Here is a 19,516-nt window from a genome sequence, read left to right on the forward strand (position 1 = left end):
AACATTTACTGGGAGAGGAATCCCGCGATGAGCAGCTACACCAATTTCACTGTCGAGACTGATGCAGACGGCATTTCGCTGGTCACCTGGGATATGCCGGGAAAGTCGATGAATGTGTTCACAGCCGAGGTCATGGGAGAGCTTGACGCCATCATTGATGCAAGCGTCGCCGATGCTGCCGTGAAGGGCGTGGTCATCACTTCGGGCAAGGCCAGTTTTTCCGGGGGCGCCGATCTGTCGATGATCAAGTCGATGTTCACCTTCTACAATGATGAGAAGGCGAGAGACCCTGCGACGGCGGCACAAAAGCTGTTCGACCTTGTGGGCCGCATGACAGGCCTTTTCCGCAAGCTCGAAACCTGCGGCAAACCATGGGTTTCGGCGATCAACGGCACCTGCATGGGCGGTGCCTTCGAGATGTCGCTCGCCTGCCATGGCCGTGTCGTCTCCAGCGCCAAGCATGTCAAGCTGGCGCTGCCGGAGGTCAAGGTCGGTATCTTCCCGGGCGCTGGCGGAACGCAGCGGGTCTCGCGGCTTGCCAATGCCCAGGACGCCCTGCAGATGATGACGACGGGCGCCTCGCTGTCTCCGGCGCGCGCCAAGGCGATGAACCTCGTGCATCAGGTCGTCGAACCGGATCAGCTGATCGCTGCGGCAAGGCAGATGATCAGGGATGGACTGAAACCCGTCGCTCCGTGGGACGAAAAAGGCTTCAAGGTTCCCGGCGGCGGGATCTGGACGCCGGCCTCGGCCCAACTCTGGCCGGCAGCGCCCGCCATTCTCCGCCGCGAGACAGCGGGAAATTATCCGGGCGCGCTCGCCATCCTCAAATGCGTTTACGAAGGCCTGCAGGTACCCTTTGACCTCGGCCTGAAGATCGAGCAGCGCTACTTCACCGAGGTCCTGCGGACGACCGAAGCGTTCTCGATGATCCGCTCGCTGTTCGTCTCGATGCAGGAGCTCGGCAAGGGCGCCCGTCGCCCGGCCGGCATCCCAAAGACGGTCCTGCGCCATGTCGGCATCGTCGGCGCCGGCTTCATGGGCGCCTCCATCGCGTATGTCACAGCCGCAGCGGGCCTGCGCGTAACCCTGATCGACCGTGATATGGACGCCGCCAACAAGGGCAAGGCGACCGGCGAGGGGCTCGTCAAGGATGCCATCGCAAAGGGTCGGTTGACGCAGGAGGAGGGCGCAGCCCTGCTTGCCAACATCACGCCGTCAGCCGATTACAGCAATCTAGGCGATGCCGATCTCGTCATCGAGGCCGTGTTCGAGGACCGCGATGTCAAGAAAGCTGTGATCGAGGCCGTTGAGGGGGTGTTGCCCGAGACGGCGATCTTTGCCTCCAACACCTCGACGCTGCCGATCTCGGGACTGGCGGAAAACTCGAAGCGCAAGTCCAATTTCATAGGCATCCACTTCTTCTCTCCAGTGGAAAAGATGATGCTGACCGAGGTCATCATGGGCAAGGAGACCGGCAACCGTGCACTGGCCGTGGCGCTGGATTTCGTCGCCGCCATCAGGAAGACGCCTATTGTCGTCAACGACACCCGTGGATTCTACGTCAACCGCTGTGTCTTCCGTTACATCCATGAGGCCTATGACATGCTGATCGAAGGCGTGCCGCCGGCCATGATCGAGAATGCCGCCAAGATGGCCGGGATGCCCGTCGGACCGCTGTCGCTGAACGACGAGGTGGCCATCGATCTCAGCCAGAAGATCCTGAAGGCAACGGTAGCCGATCTCGGGCCTGCCGCCGTCGATCCCGAGCACATCAAGCTCATCGACCGTATGGTCGACGAACTCGACCGTCGGGGCCGCAAGAACGGGCGTGGTTTCTACGACTATCCTGCCAAACCGGCGAAGAAGACGCTTTGGCCCGGCCTGAAGGAATTCTTCTCTCAAAAGAAGCCTGAGGATGTGCATGTCGGGGTCATGAAGCAGCGCATGCTGGTGACAATCGCGCTCGAAGCTGCCCGGACGATGGAAGAGGGCATTGTCACCGACCCCCGCGAGGCCGATGTCGGCTCCATCCTCGGCTTCGGCTTCGCGCCTTACACCGGCGGCACGCTGTCCTACATCGATGGAATGGGAGCAAAGACGTTCGTGGCGCTTTGCGAAAAACTGGCGGCTGAACACGGCGACCATTTCAAGCCGACGCCGCTGCTGGTCGAGATGGCCGCAAGCGGGGAAACGTTCTACGGACGGTTCGATCCGTACAAGATGGAGAACGCAGCCTGACATAAGTCAGGTTGACTATCGCCGCATTTCGGGAACGGTCGTAGCGACGAAAGCGTCGTCGAAATCATGTGATCAAAGGTGAAAAGCGGCAGCGTCGCTTTTCTCGCGCATCAGGCAATCGGCTCTGTGCCGGTGGATCAGAGGCTGCTCCAGACGATTAGCCCGATGGCTGCCCAGATGCAGGCAGACAGTTCGAAAGCTATGACATATGCTTTTGCACGATCGCTCATGAAATCCTCCTCCGCATGGTCTCCCAACCATGTATATTATTTAGTTCGATATTCCGCAGAAAGTCAAACGAACTTTGTCAATTTTGCGACAATTACGTGCCATTTGCCTGACGTCCGAAATAGAAGACAGCCCCGCGGAGTTCGGGGCTGTCGGTCTCGGGGCTGATCAGCCAATATAAAATTACTGGCAGTTCGAGGTCTGCGCGCTGTCGGAGTCGGACTTCATATTCGTCGTATTTTTGTTGGTTTTTGTAGCGTTGCAATCCTGCGACTTGCCGTCGCCGTTGCTGCCGCCGCTGTTGGTGCCGGTGCCATTCGTCATGCCACCGCTTGTGCCGCCGGTTCCCGTGTTCGAGCCGGGCGTTCCGGTGCTGGTGCCATTGCCTGTGCTATCGCTGCCCGAGCTGGAACCGGAGGCGCCGGATGTCCCGGAGCTGCTACCTGGGCTGCCGGTGCCGGCTGCCATCGCGCTTGTTGCCATTGCGAGCGTCAGAGCAGTCACTGCCAAGATCTTGGAATACATTGGGTATCTCCCTGGTTTGTTTTTACAGACAACCAACCAGTGTTCGAACAGGTTGTTCCAGACTATGTGAAGGATTGCTGATGAAAAGCACGGCGTGCATGTTTTGCCAGGATAGCTCTCATCGGCCGCAAGTGCTGCGCGGCGACGATCGTCGTCGTCAGGCGAAAATGCGGAAGGCCGGCCATCAATGACTTGGCGGCCGGCCTCTTGGTAATTCGAGTGCTGTGTCAGGCTTTGATCGTCGACGGGCTCAGAATTCTTCCCAGTTCTCTGCTGCAGCGGAGCTGCCGCCTCCGAGGCCGACGGCGCCGGCAACCTTGGAAAGCATGCGTCGTGCGGGCGAAGGAACGGGCTTGTGGCTGGCATGGGCCACTTCCGGACGGCGCATCGGCGTTGCTTCGCGGCCTCCGCCGACATTGAATTCGGAGATGATCTCGCGCAACCGTTCGACTTCCCCGGCCAGAGCGGCGCTTGCAGCGGTCGATTCTTCGACCATGGCGGCGTTCTGCTGGGTCACCTGGTCCATCTGGTTGACCGCCGTGTTGACTTCAGCCAGCCCCACCGACTGTTCCTTGGCGGATGTCGCAATCGAATCGAGCTGTGTGTTGATCGATATGACCTGTTCTTCGATGATCTTCAGGGTTTGTCCGGTTTCCTGCACGAGCTTGACGCCATTGCTGACCTCCTCGCCGGAATTGCGGATCAGATCCTTGATCTCCTTGGCGGCCTGGGCCGACCGCTGCGCGAGTTCGCGGACTTCTTGGGCCACGACCGCAAAGCCCTTGCCCGCCTCGCCGGCACGAGCGGCTTCGACACCTGCGTTCAAGGCCAGAAGGTTGGTCTGGAAGGCGATCTCGTCGATGACGCCGATGATGCTGGAGATCTGGTTGGAGGATTGCTCGATGCGCTGCATGGCAACGACCGTGTTGGAAACGACCTCGCCGGAGCGCCGCGCCGACTTGTTGGCCTCGATCGCCACGTGGCGCGCCTCTTCAGTCCGCTTCGAGGAGTTGGCAACGTTGATGGTGATCTGGTCGAGTGCCGCCGCAGTTTGCTCGAGCGATGCAGCCTGCTGTTCCGTGCGCCTGGAAAGATCGTCGGCACTCTGGCTGATTTCGCGCGCACCGTTGTCAATGGATCCCGTTGCAATGGAGACCGACCGCAAGCTGGAGGCAAGCTGGTCGACGGCAGCATTGAAGTCGGCACGCAGGCTTTCGAAGTCGCCGGCAAATGCTTCGTCGAGGCGGAAGGTCAGGTCGCCGCTCGAGAGATGCTTGAGCCCGTTTGCAAGCCCCGAGGTCGCCTGGGCCATTTCTTGGGCTCGCTGGCGATCGGCCTGGGCGACGCGGCTGCGTTCGGCCTCGCTTGCGGTGCGGGTCTGTTCGGCATCCCGCTCGAGTTCCTTGGCACGCAGTCCATTATCCTTGAACACCTGGACCGCCTTGGCCATGGTGCCGATCTCGTCGCGCCGATCCACGCCGTCGACTGTTGCGTCGAGGTTGCCATTGGCAAGCACATTCATGGTTTTGGCCAATTTCTGGATCGGGCTGACAAGCCACGAGCGAACGGCGAGGAAGCCAAGCACGAGCACCGCGACAAGGCCAACGGCGACGATGATCAGGGTCGTCATGATCGTACCGTTTGTGACACTGGTAAGCCGGTCGCTTTCCTTGGAAGACGCATCCGCAATGTCAGTGACGAAAGACGAAAATTTCGGAGAGATTGCAGCGAATGCAGGTTGGCACTGGCTCAGGAAAAGTTGCTGTGAAGCGAGAACGTCGGTGGGACTAGTGGCAGCTCGACCAGCAACAATCGCTGTTGCGCAGGTCGTGGAAAGAATTTGGATGCCTTCCGTTTTCAGTTGGGGCAGCGAAGCGTTCTCGGGTAACGCAGCGATCGCTTGGTCCATGAATTTGACAAAGCCATCGCTAGCCTCTTTGAGGCTTTTCTCGGAGCGCGCATTGAGCTCGTCCGTATTCGCCATCAAGATATCGCCGATCGACGCCCGCGCGGTTTGCAAACTGCGGTTGGCTCGGGCCGAATTAAGCGCGGCTGCCGACTCGTGATCCAGCAGCGCACTGTAGCCCGTGTCGATGCTGCTGAGCTGCTGGCCTGAATAGAGCGAGACGCCGATGGCAAAGAGCCCGAAGCCTGCCATGATGAGCAAAAATTTTCCAATGATAGATATGTGTTTCACCTGCAACTCCGGCAAATCTGTTTTTCGGGGAGGGGTGCCACGAGCAAATCATTCACCGGGCAGACCGTGAGAAGCGGACGGTGAGGATGCTGCCGATTTTTGACAGAGGCGCCCTACCCACGAAACCCGCTGACCTCTGCTGGATGACGACTCAGCCATGCATATCAGTCGAATAAAATGTAGGACATACTTTCTAAGTAATTCTTAATTCTAAAGAGGAGGCCATGTATCTCTAAAATTGCCAATGAACAGCCGGAATATCGCGGCAAAAAATTGCGCTTTCGCAAGTCAGTGCCATTCCAGCATTAGAAATAAACGAAATAACGCATGAAAAAGCAAAGCCTGGCTGTCTGTTTATACACTAACAGTAATGATCCCTCGTAGTTTGAAAGCTCCATGGATAATCGGTTGCTGGAAATCGCGGTTAGCGTGTCGACAATGTGAATGCATTGAGTATCGCTAACCACTTCCGGGAACGACCTGAAAGTTGCTGCAATCGTTGATTCGTGACGCTTCGGGAGCCATCGCTCAAAGGTGGAAGTGGACCTGGGATTTTAGACTTTGACAGAGCCATTCCAGGTTGAATTTGCATTTTTTTGGGCCGCGCCCGCCACGCCGTTGCCCCATCCAAACGTCGGGCGTGCAAGGCCTTCCGGCAACCGATCAATGCACCCGTATGAGTAACAGGCTTTCGGCGGTGAGACTTTGCACTCGCCGTGGCTTGAAACAGCGACGGAGGTCGGATATAAACGTCGCCATCGATCTTGCTAGATGAACTTTGTTGCGGCCATTCCAGCCGTTGCTGGCGAACTTCCCTTCAAAATCGGTTTTCACCGCGATCCGGGCGTTTTCCGGGTTGCGTTCTTCTCTACTCGCGATTCGAAAAGGATATCGTTATGGCATCAGGTACAGTTAAGTGGTTCAACGCAACCAAGGGCTTCGGCTTCATTCAGCCTGACGACGGCGCAGCCGACGTTTTCGTACACATCTCGGCCGTTGAACGCGCCGGCATGCGCGAACTCCAGGAAGGTCAAAAGATCTCCTACGAGCTCGTTGCTGACAAGCGTTCGGGCAAGATGTCTGCAGACCGCCTTCAGGCAGCCTAAGACATTTTCATCACGGGCGGCAGGCTTTGCCAGCGTCCGTGACGACAGACTGGAAAGGCCGGGCTTTGTCCCGGCCTTTTTGCATTTGGCAGTTCGCGGTGGAGTGCTGCCTGCCTGTCAGAAGCGGTAGGTGATGCCGGTGCCGATCATGAGAGGATCGAGGTTGGCCTTGCCACTGACATGGCTTCCTCCAACGGTCGCGTCGAAGTCTGGCCGCAGGATCAGTTTCTTGACATCGACGTTCAGGCCCCAGTGTTGGTCCAGCATGTAGTCGAAGCCTGCCTGGAAGGCGACGCCGAACGTGTTCTTCACATTGAGGCTGTCGGCGCTGTTGCCGGACTGGTTATAGAACATCGTGTAGTTGATGCCGGCGCCGACATAGGGGCGAAACGCGCCGAGGCTGGTGACGTGGTACTGCAGCGTCAGTGTCGGTGGCAACATCCAGGTCTTGCCGATATTTCCGAGGCTGGAAATCGATCCCTGGCCATGGACTGTCGATTTGGTGGTGCCAAGTATCAGTTCCACGGCAATGTTGTCGTTGAAGAAATAGGACACATCCAGTTCCGGGATAACGGTATTGGAAAACGACAATCCGGAGCCGTCGATACCGTCGACCCGGCCTGAATCGCGCGGAATGACGCCAAGCGCCCTCAGCCTGATCTGCCAGGGGCTTTGCGCCTGCAGGGATATCGACGGATCTACGGTGGTGTCGGCTGCACCGGCCGATGTCGCCACTGCCAGCATTCCGGCAGCCAACAATATCCTGATCGGTTTATAAAATTTCATGGATCTACGTCCTTCGTAAGCGGAATTGCTTCCTGAAGGGCAATCATCGCGCGCTGGCGGGAGGCCGGGTTTGAGCGAGATCAAACGAGCACCCCGAGTGTTGCCAGGAGTTACCATTCTGCGCCAAGCTGTCGTATTTTCGCCACAGTTGGATGGGGCTCAACTTGAATATGAGGCTGCACGCCACTCTCCCGGTTGCAGAATGACTATTGAATTCAGTCGCAAAAGATGTTGCTAATCAAATCGGGATCAACGTACTGCCAATCCTAAAGGGGGGCGTCCATGCTCAATGAATTCAAATCTTTCATCGCCCGTGGCAACGTCATGGACCTTGCCGTTGGCGTGATCATCGGCGGCGCATTCAGCGGCATCGTCAAATCGCTGGTGGACGACATCATCATGCCGGTCGTCGGCGCGGTTTTCGGGGGCTTCGATTTCTCGAACTATTTCATCGGCCTTTCGAGTGCAGTCAATGCGCCGACACTGGCAGCCGCGCGCGCGCAAGGCGCAGTCTTTGCATACGGCAACTTCATCACCGTGCTCATCAATTTCCTGATTCTCGCCTGGATCATTTTCATGATGGTCAAGGGCGTCAACGCGCTGCGCCGGCAGGTGGAGCGCAAGGAAGAAACGACAACAGCCGCGGCACCTCCGCCGGCCGACGTCGCGCTGCTGACAGAAATTCGCGACCTTCTCGCCAGCCGGACTGCCGTATGATCGTGTTTACCGGAACCCGCCGCATTGCGGTGGGGTTTCTTCCATCACTGAAATCGATTGGTCATCCAAGCAAAGTCATGGGATTTCCGCGTCGAACTGCCTTATGAAGGCGGCTAACCGGAGACCCCAGCATGTCCATCGTAAACAGCCTCAGCCCGCGCGCGCTTGCAGCCCCCGAAAGCGGTATCGTCGAAGTCCTCAACTATGCACGTGGGCGGGAAGGCCTGCTGCCGCTCTGGGTTGGCGAGGGTGATTTGTCGACGCCTGATTTCATCAACCAGGCCGCCATGGCCTCGCTTGCCGCCGGCGACACCTTCTACACCTGGCAGCGCGGCATCCCGGAATTGCGCCAAGCGCTATCGGATTATTATGCCCGTCATTTCAACGTGGCGCTCTCACCCGACAATTTCTACGTCACCGGTTCAGGCATGCAGGCGATCCAGCTCTCCGTCCAGGCGATTACCTCGCCGGGCGACGAGATGATCTATTTGACCCCGGCCTGGCCGAACATTGCAGCGGCCCTCGAAATCGCCGGCGCACGCTCGGTCGGTGTCCAGCTCGATTTCGAAGGCGGCAAGTGGGCCCTCGATATCGGTCGCATCGAGGCCGCCATCACGCCGAAAACCAAGGGCCTGTTTCTCAATACACCGTCCAACCCCACCGGCTGGACTGCGAGCCGTGAGGATCTGACCACGATCCTGGCGCTCGCCCGCAAGCACGGTCTCTGGATCATGGCCGACGAGATCTACGCGCGTTTTCACTACGCAGGCGGTCGCGCGCCATCGCTGCTCGATACCAGGCAGCCGGATGATCGCATCCTCTTCGTCAATTCCTTCTCAAAGAACTGGTCGATGACCGGTTGGCGCATCGGCTGGATCGTCGCGCCGCCTGAAACCGGGCAGGTGCTGGAGAACCTCGTGCAATATTCGACATCTGGCGTTGCCCACTTCATGCAGATGGGCGCGGTCGCTGCGCTTAATGCCGGCGACGTGTTCGTGGAGAGCAACATCGAAAAGGCGACGCTGTCGCGGGATATCCTCTGCGAGGCACTGGTTGCCACCAACCGCGTCGAGACGCTGAAGCCCGACGGCGCGCTATACGCTTTCCTCAAGATCGACGGTATTACCGACAGCCGCCAGGCAGCGCTCGATATTGTCGACAAGACCGGCGTCGGCCTGGCACCGGGAACGGCGTTTGGGGCTGGCGGGGAACTGTTCCTGCGCGCCTGCTTCCTGCGCGATCCCCGACAGATCACCGACGCCGCAGAGCGGTTGAGCAAGTATATCCTCAGCCTCTGATCGCCCACGCGAAAGTCTCCACACTCCCGGCACAGGCTCAGGAGTGTGTTCTTCCGCGCAAATTCGCTAAAAGCCTGTCTATCTCATCAAGACATTGCTAACTACGCCACCATTCTCCGACCCTTAAAGTTGTGGAAAGGTGGATTGATAATCAAATATCAAATGACGCGAGCCAATGCTCCCGCGATGACAAGCCAGGGATGCAAGACATGGCGATATTGGTAACGGGCGGTGCCGGCTATATCGGCAGCCATATGGTCTGGACCTTGCTGGATGCCGGCGAGGACGTGGTGGTGATCGACAGACTGTCGACCGGCTTCCGCTGGGCTGTGGCACCGGCTGCGCGTTTTTACCTGGGCGATGCAGCCGACGAGACCGTGCTGCAAAAGATCTTTGCCGAAAACGATATCGAAGCGATCGTCCATTTCGCGGGCTCGGCCATTGTCTCGTCCTCGATCAAGGATCCGCTCGCCTACTACGAGAACAACACCGGCAAGACGCGCGTGCTGATGAGCGCTGCCGTCAGGGCAGGGGTTCGCCATTTTGTCTTCTCCTCCACAGCTGCCGTCTACGGGCCGCAGCCGACGGGCGAACCGGTGCCGGAAACTGCCTCGCTCAATCCGGAAACACCCTATGGGCTCTCCAAGCTGATGTCGGAGTACATGCTGCGCGACGCCGCTGCTGCCTACGATTTCCGCTATGTCGCACTGCGCTATTTCAACGTCGCCGGAGCCGACCCGGAAGGCCGCACCGGCCAGTCGACGGAAGGTGCCACGCATCTCGTCAAGGTGGCCTGCGAGGCAGCACTCGGCCGGCGCCCGGCCGTCGATATCTATGGCACCGACTATCCGACCCATGACGGCACCGGCGTACGCGACTACATTCATGTCAGCGATCTCGCCGAGGCGCACCTGAAGGCCCTGCAGCACCTAAGGGCAGGCGGGCCTTCGCTGATTGCCAATTGCGGCTATGGCATGGGCTATTCCGTCCTCGACGTGCTCAACATGGTGACGCGGGTTCACGGACGCGCCTTCCGGATAAACCACGCGCCGCGCCGGCCGGGCGATGCAGCCTGCGTCGTTGCCGATGCAAGCTTCGCTCGCGATGTGCTCGGCTGGACGCCACGGCGCAACTGCATGGAAACCATCGTGCGCTCGTCGCTCGCCTGGGAAAATCATCTGGCGCAGCGCCGCGAGGCCGACCGGTTCACGACCCCAGCCCCCGTCGCCGCCGTCTGCTGATATCGCAACGGAATGCACAGTGCGCGTGCGTCTGTCGCCGTACTTGTCAATCCCGGCGTCTTATTCTCAGATGGCGCTGGACAGACCGGTAGAGGGTGCCCATCTCCTTCGCAAAAAGGGGCGGAGTTCGGCAATGCAGGCAGCAGACGAGATCATCATCGAACGCAACGGCTCGGTCGGCGTCATCCGGCTTAACCGACCGAAGGCGCTGAACAGCCTGACGCTATCCATGGTTCGGGCCATAGCCGGCAGCCTCGAAAGCTTCGCCGCCGATCCGGCGATTGCCAGTGTCGCTATCATGGGCGAGGGCGAGCGAGGACTTTGTGCCGGCGGCGACATCCGCGCCCTGCATCAGAGCGGCAGCGCCGGCGGCAAGGACGCCACCAGCTTCTGGCGCGAGGAATTCCGGCTCAACCGGATGATTGCCGAATACCCGAAACCCTATGTGGCACTGATGGACGGCATCACCATGGGTGGCGGCGTCGGCCTCTCCTCCCATGGCAGCCACCGCATCGTTACCGAGCGGACGCGCCTGGCTATGCCCGAGACCGGTATCGGCTACTTCCCCGATGTCGGCGCCACGTGGCTGCTCTCCCGCGATGGAGGCGAGACCGGCACCTGGCTTGCCCTGACAGGCCTTGCCATCGGCGCTGCGGATGCGATCGATGCCGGCCTTGCCGACCATCACGTAGCCTCGCAGGACCTCGCCGAAGTGCTTGCTGCCATTGGCGGATTGCCGCCGGGCGCTTCGGCGGAAGACGTCCATACGGCAATTGCAGCCTTTGCCACGCCGCCGGAAGACGGCATCTTCGTCGCCAACGCCGTGACGATCGGCCGTGCGTTTGCCCATGACAGCGTCGAGGCCATCATGGCGGCGCTGGCCATGGAGCCTGACGCCTTCGCCGCCGACAGCCTGAAAGCCATCGCCACGCGCTCCCCGACCAGCCTGAAGCTGACGCTGCTCCTGCTGCGCGCCGGGCGGAAGAGCCGGGATCTATCCGAATGTCTGGAGCGGGAACTCGGCGCCTGCCGCCAGATCCTCAAGACTACCGATTTCTACGAGGGTATCCGCGCCGCCATCATCGACAAGGACCGCAATCCGCAATGGTCCCCCGACAGCCTCGATGCGGTGGACGAGGCGGCGCTGGAACGCTTCCTTGAGGTGTCCGAGGCAAAGCTGTTCGACCGGTAAAAACGGCTGCGTCGCCCCCGCTCAGTCCTTGGGCGTATATTCGACCATCATCGCCAGCACCTCGTCGAATTGTCCCGCCCGTTCGGCATTGCGAAAGTAGCGCACACGCTCGACGCTCACTTCTTCCGGCGATTGGTCGCCATTGCCATGGAGCAATGCCAAGACCTCGTCGGCAAATTCGCCGAGCGGCTGCGAGTTCGGGTCCAGGGATTGACCAGGTGTCAGCTCGGTCTGCACCTGAGGCGGAATGATCTCGATGATCTCGACCCGTCCCTTGAGCAGCGGGCGGATGGCGGCAGTGTAGGAGTGGATCGCTGCCTTGGAGGCGCTGTAGGTGGGCGAGGCCGGGTAGGGCACGAAGGCGGTCCCGGACGAAACATTGATGATCGTCGCATGGCTTTGCGCGGAGAGGTGGTCGATCAGCGCATTCGTCATCCGGATCGGACCCAGCACATTGGTCACGATCATACGTTCCGCGTCGGCGAGGTCGCGCTTCCGGGTCGGATTTTCGCTCTTGTAGGTCCCGGCATTGTTCACCAGCACATTCAGGTCCGGATAGGCAGCGACGATCACGCCGACGCCTGCTTCAATCGCAGCGGCATCGTCGATGTCGAGTTCGTGGACGAAGATATTTTCCCGATCCTGCGCTGTTTCTTCCAGCATCTCGCGGCGGCGCCCGGTGACGATGACGCGATTGCCGGCATCGTGCCAGCGCTGGGCAAGCGCACGTCCAATGCCCGAACCGCCGCCTGTGACGAGGATTGTGTTGCCGCTTGCCTTCATGTCGTTCTACTCCTTGAAAAGATACCCGACAAATCGGGATGCAGGGGAATACTCCTGCGAGAGTAGTATCGCGAGAGTAAGATGTCGTCAATTCGCTTGTTCATTCTGTCGTCCTTCGATCTGCTCGGGCCCATGCATGGCCATCGGCTCCGGCTAGAAGCCGAAAACCGCTATGTATCGCTTTGGACCGACATATCGGTCGGAGCCGTCTACGGAGCAATGTCGAGGCTGGCGGAGGAGAAGCTTCTTCGTCAGATCAGCGAAGAGCGTGATGGCAATCGCCCCGTGCGGCAGATCTATGAGATCACTGACGAGGGTCGGCGCGTTCTCGCCGATCTCCGCCGTTCGGGCCTCACCGACATCTGGTACAAACACGACCCGTTCGACCTTGCCCTGATCCGGCTCGACCCCGCCAGCGCCGCCGAACTGCCGCGCCTCCTCGATATCAGGTTGAAGGCGCTCGAAGCGCAGCTAGCGGAAGCCAATCGCATCAACGACTGGGCGGCTCCCTACATCGGCATCACCAAACGATCGGCGCTTAAGCACGGGCAGCACCGGTTACGGGCCGAGATCGGTTACCTGCGTGAGGTGATCGCCGATATCGATGCCATCGTCGCAGAGGTGAGTGCGGGCAAAGTCTGACCGCTGCCGCCACATGCCCGCATTCGCGCGCCCGTCCTCGGCAAGGGTCGCAATTCGCGATGGCTGCCCGCAGCCCTGGCAGCCATCGCCGGTTTCGGGTTCGTATCAGCAGTGAGACAACACCGCGGTCGAATCTAAGCCTTTGCCGGCAGGCGCGCGATCACCTTGATCTCGAAATCAAAGCCGGCGAGCCATGTCACCCCGACGGCAGTCCAGGCTGGATAAGGCTTTTCCCCGAAGTAGCGCTGCTTGACCGGCATGATGGTGTCGAACTGGTTCTGCGGATCGGTGTGGAGCGTCGTGACATCCATCACATCCTCGAAGGTGCAGCCCGCTGCTTTGAGCACGGCAGCCAGGTTCTCGAAGGCACGTTCAACCTGGCCCTGGAATTCGGGTTCAGGTGTCCCGTCGATGCGGCTGCCGACCTGGCCGGAGACAAACAGCAGGTCGCCGGACTGAATCGCTGCCGAATAGCCGTGTGCTTCGTAGAGCGCATGTCTATGAGGTGGAAATATTGCGTTTCGCGTGGTCATTTTATTCCTTCTGGCCACCGTGGGAGCTTCGCCATCAGGCTTCCCACGGCGGACAATTTGAGATACGTTGCGTATGCGAAAGTAGATGACATACGACGTGTATGTCAATCTATATACGGTACGTATGTGAAATTGGAATGATGAATGGCAAAGCGGCGCGCCGAGACGATGGAAGAAAACCGCGGCAAGCTCATTGCCGCCGGGCGCAAGGCGTTTGCGGAAAAAGGCTATTTCGCCGCGTCCATGGACGAATTGACGGCTGATGCTGGCCTGACGCGCGGCGCGCTGTACCACAACTTCGGAGACAAGCGCGGACTGCTCGCCGCCGTGGTCAACGAGATTGATTCAGAGATGGCGCAACGGGCCAAGGCGATTGGTGCGGCCCAATCAGACGAGTGGCAGGGTCTGCTCGCGGAGGCGACGGCCTATATCCAGATGGCGCTTGACCCCGAGGTTCAAAGGATTGTTCTGCTGGACGGCCCCGCTGTCCTCGGAGACCCATCGAAATGGCCCAGTCAGGACAACTGCCTCGATGTGACAAGGCAGGCGGTGCAAAGGCTTATGGAAAAAGGGATACTCAAGCCCCTGGATGCCGAAGCGGTTGCCCGACTTCTCAGCGGGGCTGCGCTGAATGCCGCGTTGTGGGTCGCTGCAAGTGAAGATGCCGAGACCGTCCTCCCGAAGGCCATCGACGCGTTTCAGGCACTGGCCACGGGCCTGCTCTCCAGACCAGTGTGAGGCACACCAAAGCTTGTCGGCTAAATCCGCCAGAATTCGGAGCCCCGGCACCCCTCCGCGGCTCTTGAAGCGAAGTCCCCCGGAAACTGGCTCGTTGACAAAGATTTCCCGCAGTGATTGAAGTGGCACGGGTTACGAACACCTGCCGCCTGCAGACGCAAGTCACGGTGAAGTTCGGCAGACAGATTATCCTCACCCTCGAAGCATTTCGGTGGTGGCAATGCGGGCTCCCATCCTCAGCCGAAATGCCTCTCTGGAGGAGTGAGCAATGTCCACAGGACATTCTGACGACAACCTATTTCTGACTGCGCCTGTGCACAAAATATTTGCCGCTACCGCCTTGCCCATGGCTGCCATCATGCTGATGAATGGGCTTCTTGGTATCGTCGACGCCGCATTCCTCGGTCGGTTCGTCGGCACGAAAGCCATGGCAGCGGTCGGCATCGCCTTCCCCGTGCTCATGCTAACCATTGCCCTCTCCACGCTCGTCAGCGCCGGGATGTCCAGTTTCCTGGCTCGCCAGCTTGGCGCCGCTGCCCGCCAGGCCGCTGCCGCGACCTTTGCGGCCGCCCATGGGCTTGCCCTGCTCATCGCCGCAATGCTGATCCTGATATTTCTGGCGGGAGGATGGAGCTTTGCCTTGCGAAGTGCCGGCTCCGACAGATCGGTTGCGGAAATGGTCTGGGTCTTTCTGGCGATTAGCATATTCGGAACTCCGGTGCAGTTCCTGTTGGGGATTCACGCCGATGCCTGGAGGAACGAGGGAAAAGCGGGGTTGATGGCGCTCATGTCGCTTGCCGTGACGCTCATCAATATTGTGCTGAACTACTTCATGATCGTGCTGCTAGAACTCGGGATCGCTGGATCGGCGCTCGGCACGATACTCGCGCAGGCAATAGGGTTGGGACTGTTGGTCGGCTTGCGCCCGTTTGTCGACGGGATGATGCCCCTTGGGAGCCTCTGGCGGAACCGCTGGACAGGGGAATGGCGACGGCTGCTGGCGCTAGGAGCGCCGGTCAGTCTGGGTTTCATAGGCATAGCACTTTCGGGAACGGCCGTGCTTCTTGCCCTGCGTCTCGGCATCAGCGTAGATTACGAGAAATCCATCGCCGCCTATGGCATCGTGACCCGCGTTTTCGGTTTCGCGTTTTTGCCGATCATGGCGATCGCGGTGGCTATGCAGAGCGTCGTCGGCAACAATGTTGGTGCCGGCTTCTCCGCCCGCGCCGACAAGGCCCTTTGGATCGCGGCGACAACCGTATTGGTCTATTGTTTTGCAGTGGAAGTTTTTCTGCTCTGCGCCGGGGGTAGGGTCGGCGCATTGTTTGTCTCAAATCCCGATGTGATTGCCGAAACCGGAAGGCTTTTTCGGCCTATGGCGGCGTTCTATCTGGTTTCAGGACCGATTTTTGTCTTCGGAATGTATTTCCAGGCCGTGGGCCAACCGGCGCTGGCGGGCTTGCTGACGGTAGCCAAGCCGTTCGTGCTGCTGCCGTTGCTCATCGCGGTTATTGCAGCGATAGGGGGCGCCGATCTTATCTGGTTCGCCTATCCGCTGGCAGATAGTCTCACCGCGATTGTCGCTCTGCTGGTGCTGTCTGCTGCCTTGAAAACGCGTAGGCTCACGGGCGGGATAGGCCTGAGTGGCATGGGGAGCCCGTCATGACTGTCAGAACCATCGCGGAAGCCAAAGCGCAAGCAAATAAACTGAAGACCGCCTTAGCTCTCCAGGGTCTAAGTTTGGGTCATGGCCAGGCACTCGAGGTGATTGCGCATCAGTCCGATGCTCGCGATTGGAACACCCTGTCGGCACGCCTGGCAAAGGCAGTGCCTGCGCCTTTTTTCCTGCGTCAAAGGGTGCAGGGGCGGTATCTTGGACAGGTTTTCAAAGGCGCGATCAACGCTTTGTCCTCCACGGGGAAATATTATTCCGTCTCTATCCGGCTTGATGAACCGGTGGATACGGTGACCTTCGCTGGCTTCTCCAACATGCGCCGCATGGTCAGAGGCGTTATAGACGGCAATGGAAACTCAATCCGGAAGACGTCGAACGGAACATTCCACTTGGTCTTGGCGCCGCTATGAGGGACCGCCGCTACCGCCACATCCCTCGCATCCGCGCGCCGACATCCACCCGGATCTGCCTTGCCTGCTGCGCGGCGGGTGAGTCTGAGCGGGCGGTGGGCCAGCCGCAGACTTCGAAGAACTGTAGCAGCGTCGCAGGAATGAAGCGGGTGCGGTTGGCATAGACGTGGCGGTCGCCCTGGGCGTTCTGGCCGTGGACGAAGAAGCGCTGTGGCAGCACCAGGTCTAGATTGTCCTTGGCGCGGGTCATCGCCACGTAGAGCAGCCGACGCTCCTCCTCGATCTCGGCGCTGGTGCCGACGCCGAGATCCGAGGGAATGCAGCCGTCGATGACGTTCAGCATGAATACCTTGGTCCATTCCTGGCCCTTGGCGGAATGGATGGTCGAGAGGATGAGATAATCTTCGTCGAGCAGCGGAACTCCGGCCTGGTCGCTCGTCGCATCCGGCGGGTCGAGTGTCAGTTCGGTCAGAAAACGTTCCCGCGAGGGATAGCCCGAGGCGATCTGCTCGAGCTGCAGAAGATCCGCCTGCCGTGTCGCTGCATCCTCGTGCAAGCGCTCCAGATGTGGCGCATACCATTCCCGCACCAGGCCGATTTCAGCCGGCCAGCCGGCCTTGCCCGATTTCACCGCCTGCAAGGTCTCGACAAAACTGGTCCAGTCATCGCCGCTGCGAGGCGGGGCGGGGATTTCGGTCAGCGCGGTAATCGGGCTCGCCTCGTCGTCCATCCGGTCGAGCACTTTTTGTGCTGTCGACGGCCCGACGCCGGGCAGAAGCTGCATCAGTCGGAAACCGGCCACGCGGTCGCGCGGGTTCTGGGCAAAGCGCAGTGCGGCCAGCATGTCCTTCACGTGGGCGCTGTCGAGGAATTTCAGGCCGCCAAACTTGACGAACGGAATGTTGCGCCGCGTCAGTTCGATCTCCAGCGGGCCGGAGTGGTGCGAGGCCCGGAAGAGCACCGCCTGCTGTTTGAGAATTGTCCCGCCCTCGCGGTTCTCGAGCACCATGTCGGCGATGTAGCGGGCCTGGTCGGCCTCATCGCGAACGGTCACCAGCTTCGGGCGCTGTGCCGATGTCCGCTCGGTGCGCAGGTTTTTGGTAAAGCGCTCCGAGGCGAGATCGATGACGGCGTTGGCGGCGGCAAGGATCGGCTGCGTCGAGCGATAGTTGCGGTCGAGCGTGACGATACGGGCGGCCGGCGAAAATGATGTGGGGAAATCGAGGATGTTGCGCACCGTCGCGGCGCGGAAGGAGTAGATCGACTGGGCGTCGTCGCCGACAACCGTAAGGCCCTGTCCGCCGGGCTTCAGCGCCATCAGGATCGACGATTGCAGCCGGTTGGTGTCCTGGTATTCGTCGACCATGACATGGTCGAACCGGTTGCCAATGTCTTCGGCGATCAGCGGCTCATGCACCATATGCGCCCAGTAGAGCAGCAGGTCGTCGTAATCGAGGACGTTCTGCACCTGCTTCGCCTCGACATAGCTGGCAAAGAGTTCCCGCAACTGATTCTCCCAGGTGGCGCACCACGGGAAGACATCGCGCAGAACCTGGTCCAGCGGCGTCTCGGAATTGACCGCGCGCGAATAGATGGCAAGGCAGGTGCCTTTGGTCGGAAAGCGGTTCTCGGTCTTCGAAAAACCGAGGTCGTGCCTGATAAGGTTCATCAGGTCGGCGCTATCTTCGCGATCGTGGATCGTAAACGCCGGGTCGAGGCCGATCTGTTCGGCATAGTCGCGCAACAGGCGCGCGCCGATGCCGTGGAATGTCCCGCTCCAGGCCAGTGCGTCCGTCATGATCCCGGCTTTCGGGCCGAGCACCTGGGCGCAGATCTTCTCGACGCGGCGGCCCATCTCGGCAGCAGCCCGGCGGGAGAAGGTCATCAGCAGGATGCGGCGCGGATCGGCGCCCTTGACGATGAGATGCGCCACGCGGTGGGCGAGCGTGTTGGTCTTTCCGGAGCCGGCACCGGCGATCACCAGCAGGGGTCCGGAGACATGGCTTCCGTCGATGTCGGTGCCGTGCTCGACGGCCAGCCGCTGCTCGGGATTGAGTTTTTCCAGATAGGCGGCGTTCATCGGCTCTCCTCTATTGCTCCGGAGCGGCCGCTGCCATGCCGTTATTGAGTTTCCGAAGATTTTCGGAGCACCATTAGATTGCCCGAATGTTCGTTAAATGTTCTGAATCGGCGAAAACTGTCAAGCGAGCTTGGGTCTGTTTGACGCAACGATGCCCAGAGGGACGGCGGTCGGCTATCGTTTACTTAACGAATCGGAAAGGTTAGCAATGTCTTTAATGTTATTGCGTACCCCGGGAGATGCGTCGGAATGAATGAGACGATTGCAGTCGGGTTGCACCAGCCTGACGGGCCGGTCGGACTGCAGGATGGGCGCATCGCATGTGTCGAGATGGAAGACGGCCGCCGGTGCGTATCGGTAATCGCACCGCACGGCCAACGCCGGGAAATCTGCCGACCGGGAGGACGTCCGTCAGGCTTGGCTGTCGATGGCGATGGCTGCTTCTGGGTGGCTGGCGGTCCGGAAAACTCGCTGGTTCGCCTGTCGCCCGAAGGTCGTATGCTGCAGATGATCGAAGGCAGCGAGACGGGACCCTTCGTCCTGCCGCGTGATCTCGCCTTCGGTCCGGACGGGCTTCTGTACATGAGCGACGCCGGCGTTCGGATTGCCGATCTCGTCATCGGCCAAACAATCCGGCCGGACTTTTTGAATGCGCCCTACAATGGTTGCATCTACCAGATCGATCCCGCCGACGGGCGCGTGCTCCGGTCGCTGGCTGCGGGTCTGCTGCTGGCGAGCGGCATTGCCTTCGATTCGAACGGCTTGCTCTATTACAGCGAGATGCTGACGGGGAATATCTACCGCCAGGTGCTTGGCGGCCGGCAGGAAATCTTTGCCCACGCCCTGCGCTCGCCGATGGGGACGCGCCTGAAGGGACCTGCCGGACTGGCCTTCGATCGCGACGATACACTGTACTGCGCCGTGTATGGCCAGGGCGACATCTGCCTGATCGACACGTCCGGCAAGCTCTCTGGCCATATCCGCACGAACGGCACGCTGCCGAGCAACGTCGCCTTCACCGTCGATGGCAAGCAGGTGCTGATCACCGAACAGGAGCACGGCGCCATCGAGCGCATCCCGGCGCCCAAGCCGGGGCTGCCGCTGCACCGTCCAAAGATCTGATC

The 19,516-nt window shown here is 60.1% G+C and carries 17 protein-coding genes; 11 read left to right on the forward strand and 6 right to left on the reverse strand.

Going from position 1 to position 19,516, the window contains the following annotated elements; all coding sequences use genetic code 11:
* The first annotated feature begins 27 nt into the window (after positions 1–27).
* Complete coding sequence (locus J5274_RS06980; RefSeq protein WP_219274893.1) at positions 28–2,241, forward strand: FAD-dependent oxidoreductase; 2,214 nt, start codon at positions 28–30, stop codon at positions 2,239–2,241.
* Positions 2,242–2,652: 411 nt separating this feature from the next.
* Here the strand turns inward: J5274_RS06980 and J5274_RS06985 are convergent, their stop codons facing one another.
* Both J5274_RS06985 and J5274_RS06990 read right to left on the reverse strand, forming a co-directional pair.
* Complete coding sequence (locus J5274_RS06985; RefSeq protein ID WP_142823970.1) at positions 2,653–2,994, reverse strand: oxidoreductase; 342 nt, start codon at positions 2,992–2,994, stop codon at positions 2,653–2,655.
* Between the two features lie 250 nt (positions 2,995–3,244).
* The gene (locus J5274_RS06990) at positions 3,245–5,191 is read right to left on the reverse strand and encodes a methyl-accepting chemotaxis protein (RefSeq protein WP_219274894.1); all 1,947 of its coding nucleotides are present in this window, start codon (positions 5,189–5,191) and stop codon (positions 3,245–3,247) included.
* Positions 5,192–6,087: 896 nt separating this feature from the next.
* On the opposite strand from J5274_RS06990, the gene J5274_RS06995 reads away from it, so the two are divergent.
* Positions 6,088–6,297 (forward strand): cold-shock protein, encoded by a 210-nt coding sequence (locus tag J5274_RS06995; RefSeq protein WP_111216728.1) that lies wholly within the window; start codon positions 6,088–6,090, stop codon positions 6,295–6,297.
* 117 nt (positions 6,298–6,414) lie between these two features.
* Here the strand turns inward: J5274_RS06995 and J5274_RS07000 are convergent, their stop codons facing one another.
* Entirely contained in the window at positions 6,415–7,083 is a 669-nt protein-coding gene (locus J5274_RS07000; RefSeq protein WP_209182794.1) for an OmpW family protein, read from the reverse strand.
* Between the two features lie 282 nt (positions 7,084–7,365).
* On the opposite strand from J5274_RS07000, the gene mscL reads away from it, so the two are divergent.
* The 4 genes from mscL (at position 7,366) to J5274_RS07020 (ending at position 11,531) form a co-directional block, all read left to right on the forward strand.
* Positions 7,366–7,800, forward strand: coding sequence for a large conductance mechanosensitive channel protein MscL (mscL, locus tag J5274_RS07005; protein ID WP_142823973.1), 435 nt, complete (start codon positions 7,366–7,368; stop codon positions 7,798–7,800).
* A 131-nt stretch (positions 7,801–7,931) separates the two neighbouring features.
* Positions 7,932–9,098, forward strand: a complete 1,167-nt coding sequence (locus tag J5274_RS07010) for a pyridoxal phosphate-dependent aminotransferase (protein ID WP_142823974.1) — start codon at positions 7,932–7,934, stop codon at positions 9,096–9,098.
* 209 nt (positions 9,099–9,307) lie between these two features.
* Positions 9,308–10,339, forward strand: a complete 1,032-nt coding sequence (galE, locus tag J5274_RS07015; RefSeq protein ID WP_142823975.1) for a UDP-glucose 4-epimerase GalE — start codon at positions 9,308–9,310, stop codon at positions 10,337–10,339.
* A 133-nt stretch (positions 10,340–10,472) separates the two neighbouring features.
* Positions 10,473–11,531, forward strand: coding sequence for an enoyl-CoA hydratase/isomerase family protein (locus J5274_RS07020; protein WP_142829136.1), 1,059 nt, complete (start codon positions 10,473–10,475; stop codon positions 11,529–11,531).
* Positions 11,532–11,552: 21 nt separating this feature from the next.
* Here the strand turns inward: J5274_RS07020 and J5274_RS07025 are convergent, their stop codons facing one another.
* The gene (locus J5274_RS07025; protein WP_142823977.1) at positions 11,553–12,314 is read right to left on the reverse strand and encodes an SDR family oxidoreductase; all 762 of its coding nucleotides are present in this window, start codon (positions 12,312–12,314) and stop codon (positions 11,553–11,555) included.
* Between the two features lie 81 nt (positions 12,315–12,395).
* On the opposite strand from J5274_RS07025, the gene J5274_RS07030 reads away from it, so the two are divergent.
* Entirely contained in the window at positions 12,396–12,956 is a 561-nt protein-coding gene (locus J5274_RS07030) for a PadR family transcriptional regulator (protein ID WP_142823978.1), read from the forward strand.
* A gap of 134 nt (positions 12,957–13,090) precedes the next feature.
* Here the strand turns inward: J5274_RS07030 and J5274_RS07035 are convergent, their stop codons facing one another.
* Entirely contained in the window at positions 13,091–13,489 is a 399-nt protein-coding gene (locus J5274_RS07035; RefSeq protein WP_142823979.1) for a RidA family protein, read from the reverse strand.
* A 144-nt stretch (positions 13,490–13,633) separates the two neighbouring features.
* Here J5274_RS07035 and J5274_RS07040 point away from each other — a divergent pair, with 144 nt between their 5' ends.
* The 3 genes from J5274_RS07040 (at position 13,634) to J5274_RS07050 (ending at position 16,312) form a co-directional block, all read left to right on the forward strand.
* Positions 13,634–14,227 carry a TetR/AcrR family transcriptional regulator gene (locus J5274_RS07040; protein ID WP_142823980.1) on the forward strand — a complete coding sequence of 198 codons (594 nt, stop codon included), beginning with the start codon at positions 13,634–13,636 and terminating at the stop codon, positions 14,225–14,227.
* A gap of 268 nt (positions 14,228–14,495) precedes the next feature.
* Complete coding sequence (locus J5274_RS07045) at positions 14,496–15,893, forward strand: MATE family efflux transporter (protein WP_142823981.1); 1,398 nt, start codon at positions 14,496–14,498, stop codon at positions 15,891–15,893.
* Positions 15,890–16,312, forward strand: a complete 423-nt coding sequence (locus tag J5274_RS07050; protein WP_142823982.1) for a glyoxalase superfamily protein — start codon at positions 15,890–15,892, stop codon at positions 16,310–16,312. Before J5274_RS07045 ends, J5274_RS07050 begins: the two co-directional genes overlap by 4 nt.
* A 10-nt stretch (positions 16,313–16,322) precedes the next feature.
* On the opposite strand, the gene J5274_RS07055 is transcribed toward J5274_RS07050, so the two are convergent.
* Positions 16,323–18,392 carry an ATP-dependent helicase gene (locus J5274_RS07055; protein WP_142823983.1) on the reverse strand — a complete coding sequence of 690 codons (2,070 nt, stop codon included), beginning with the start codon at positions 18,390–18,392 and terminating at the stop codon, positions 16,323–16,325.
* A gap of 249 nt (positions 18,393–18,641) precedes the next feature.
* Between J5274_RS07055 and J5274_RS07060 the strand changes: the two genes are divergently transcribed.
* Complete coding sequence (locus tag J5274_RS07060) at positions 18,642–19,514, forward strand: SMP-30/gluconolactonase/LRE family protein (protein ID WP_209182806.1); 873 nt, start codon at positions 18,642–18,644, stop codon at positions 19,512–19,514.
* Positions 19,515–19,516: the final 2 nt, after the last annotated feature.

The sequence above is a fragment of the Rhizobium sp. L51/94 genome (assembly GCF_019355555.1).
Taxonomy (GTDB): domain Bacteria; phylum Pseudomonadota; class Alphaproteobacteria; order Rhizobiales; family Rhizobiaceae; genus Rhizobium; species Rhizobium rhododendri.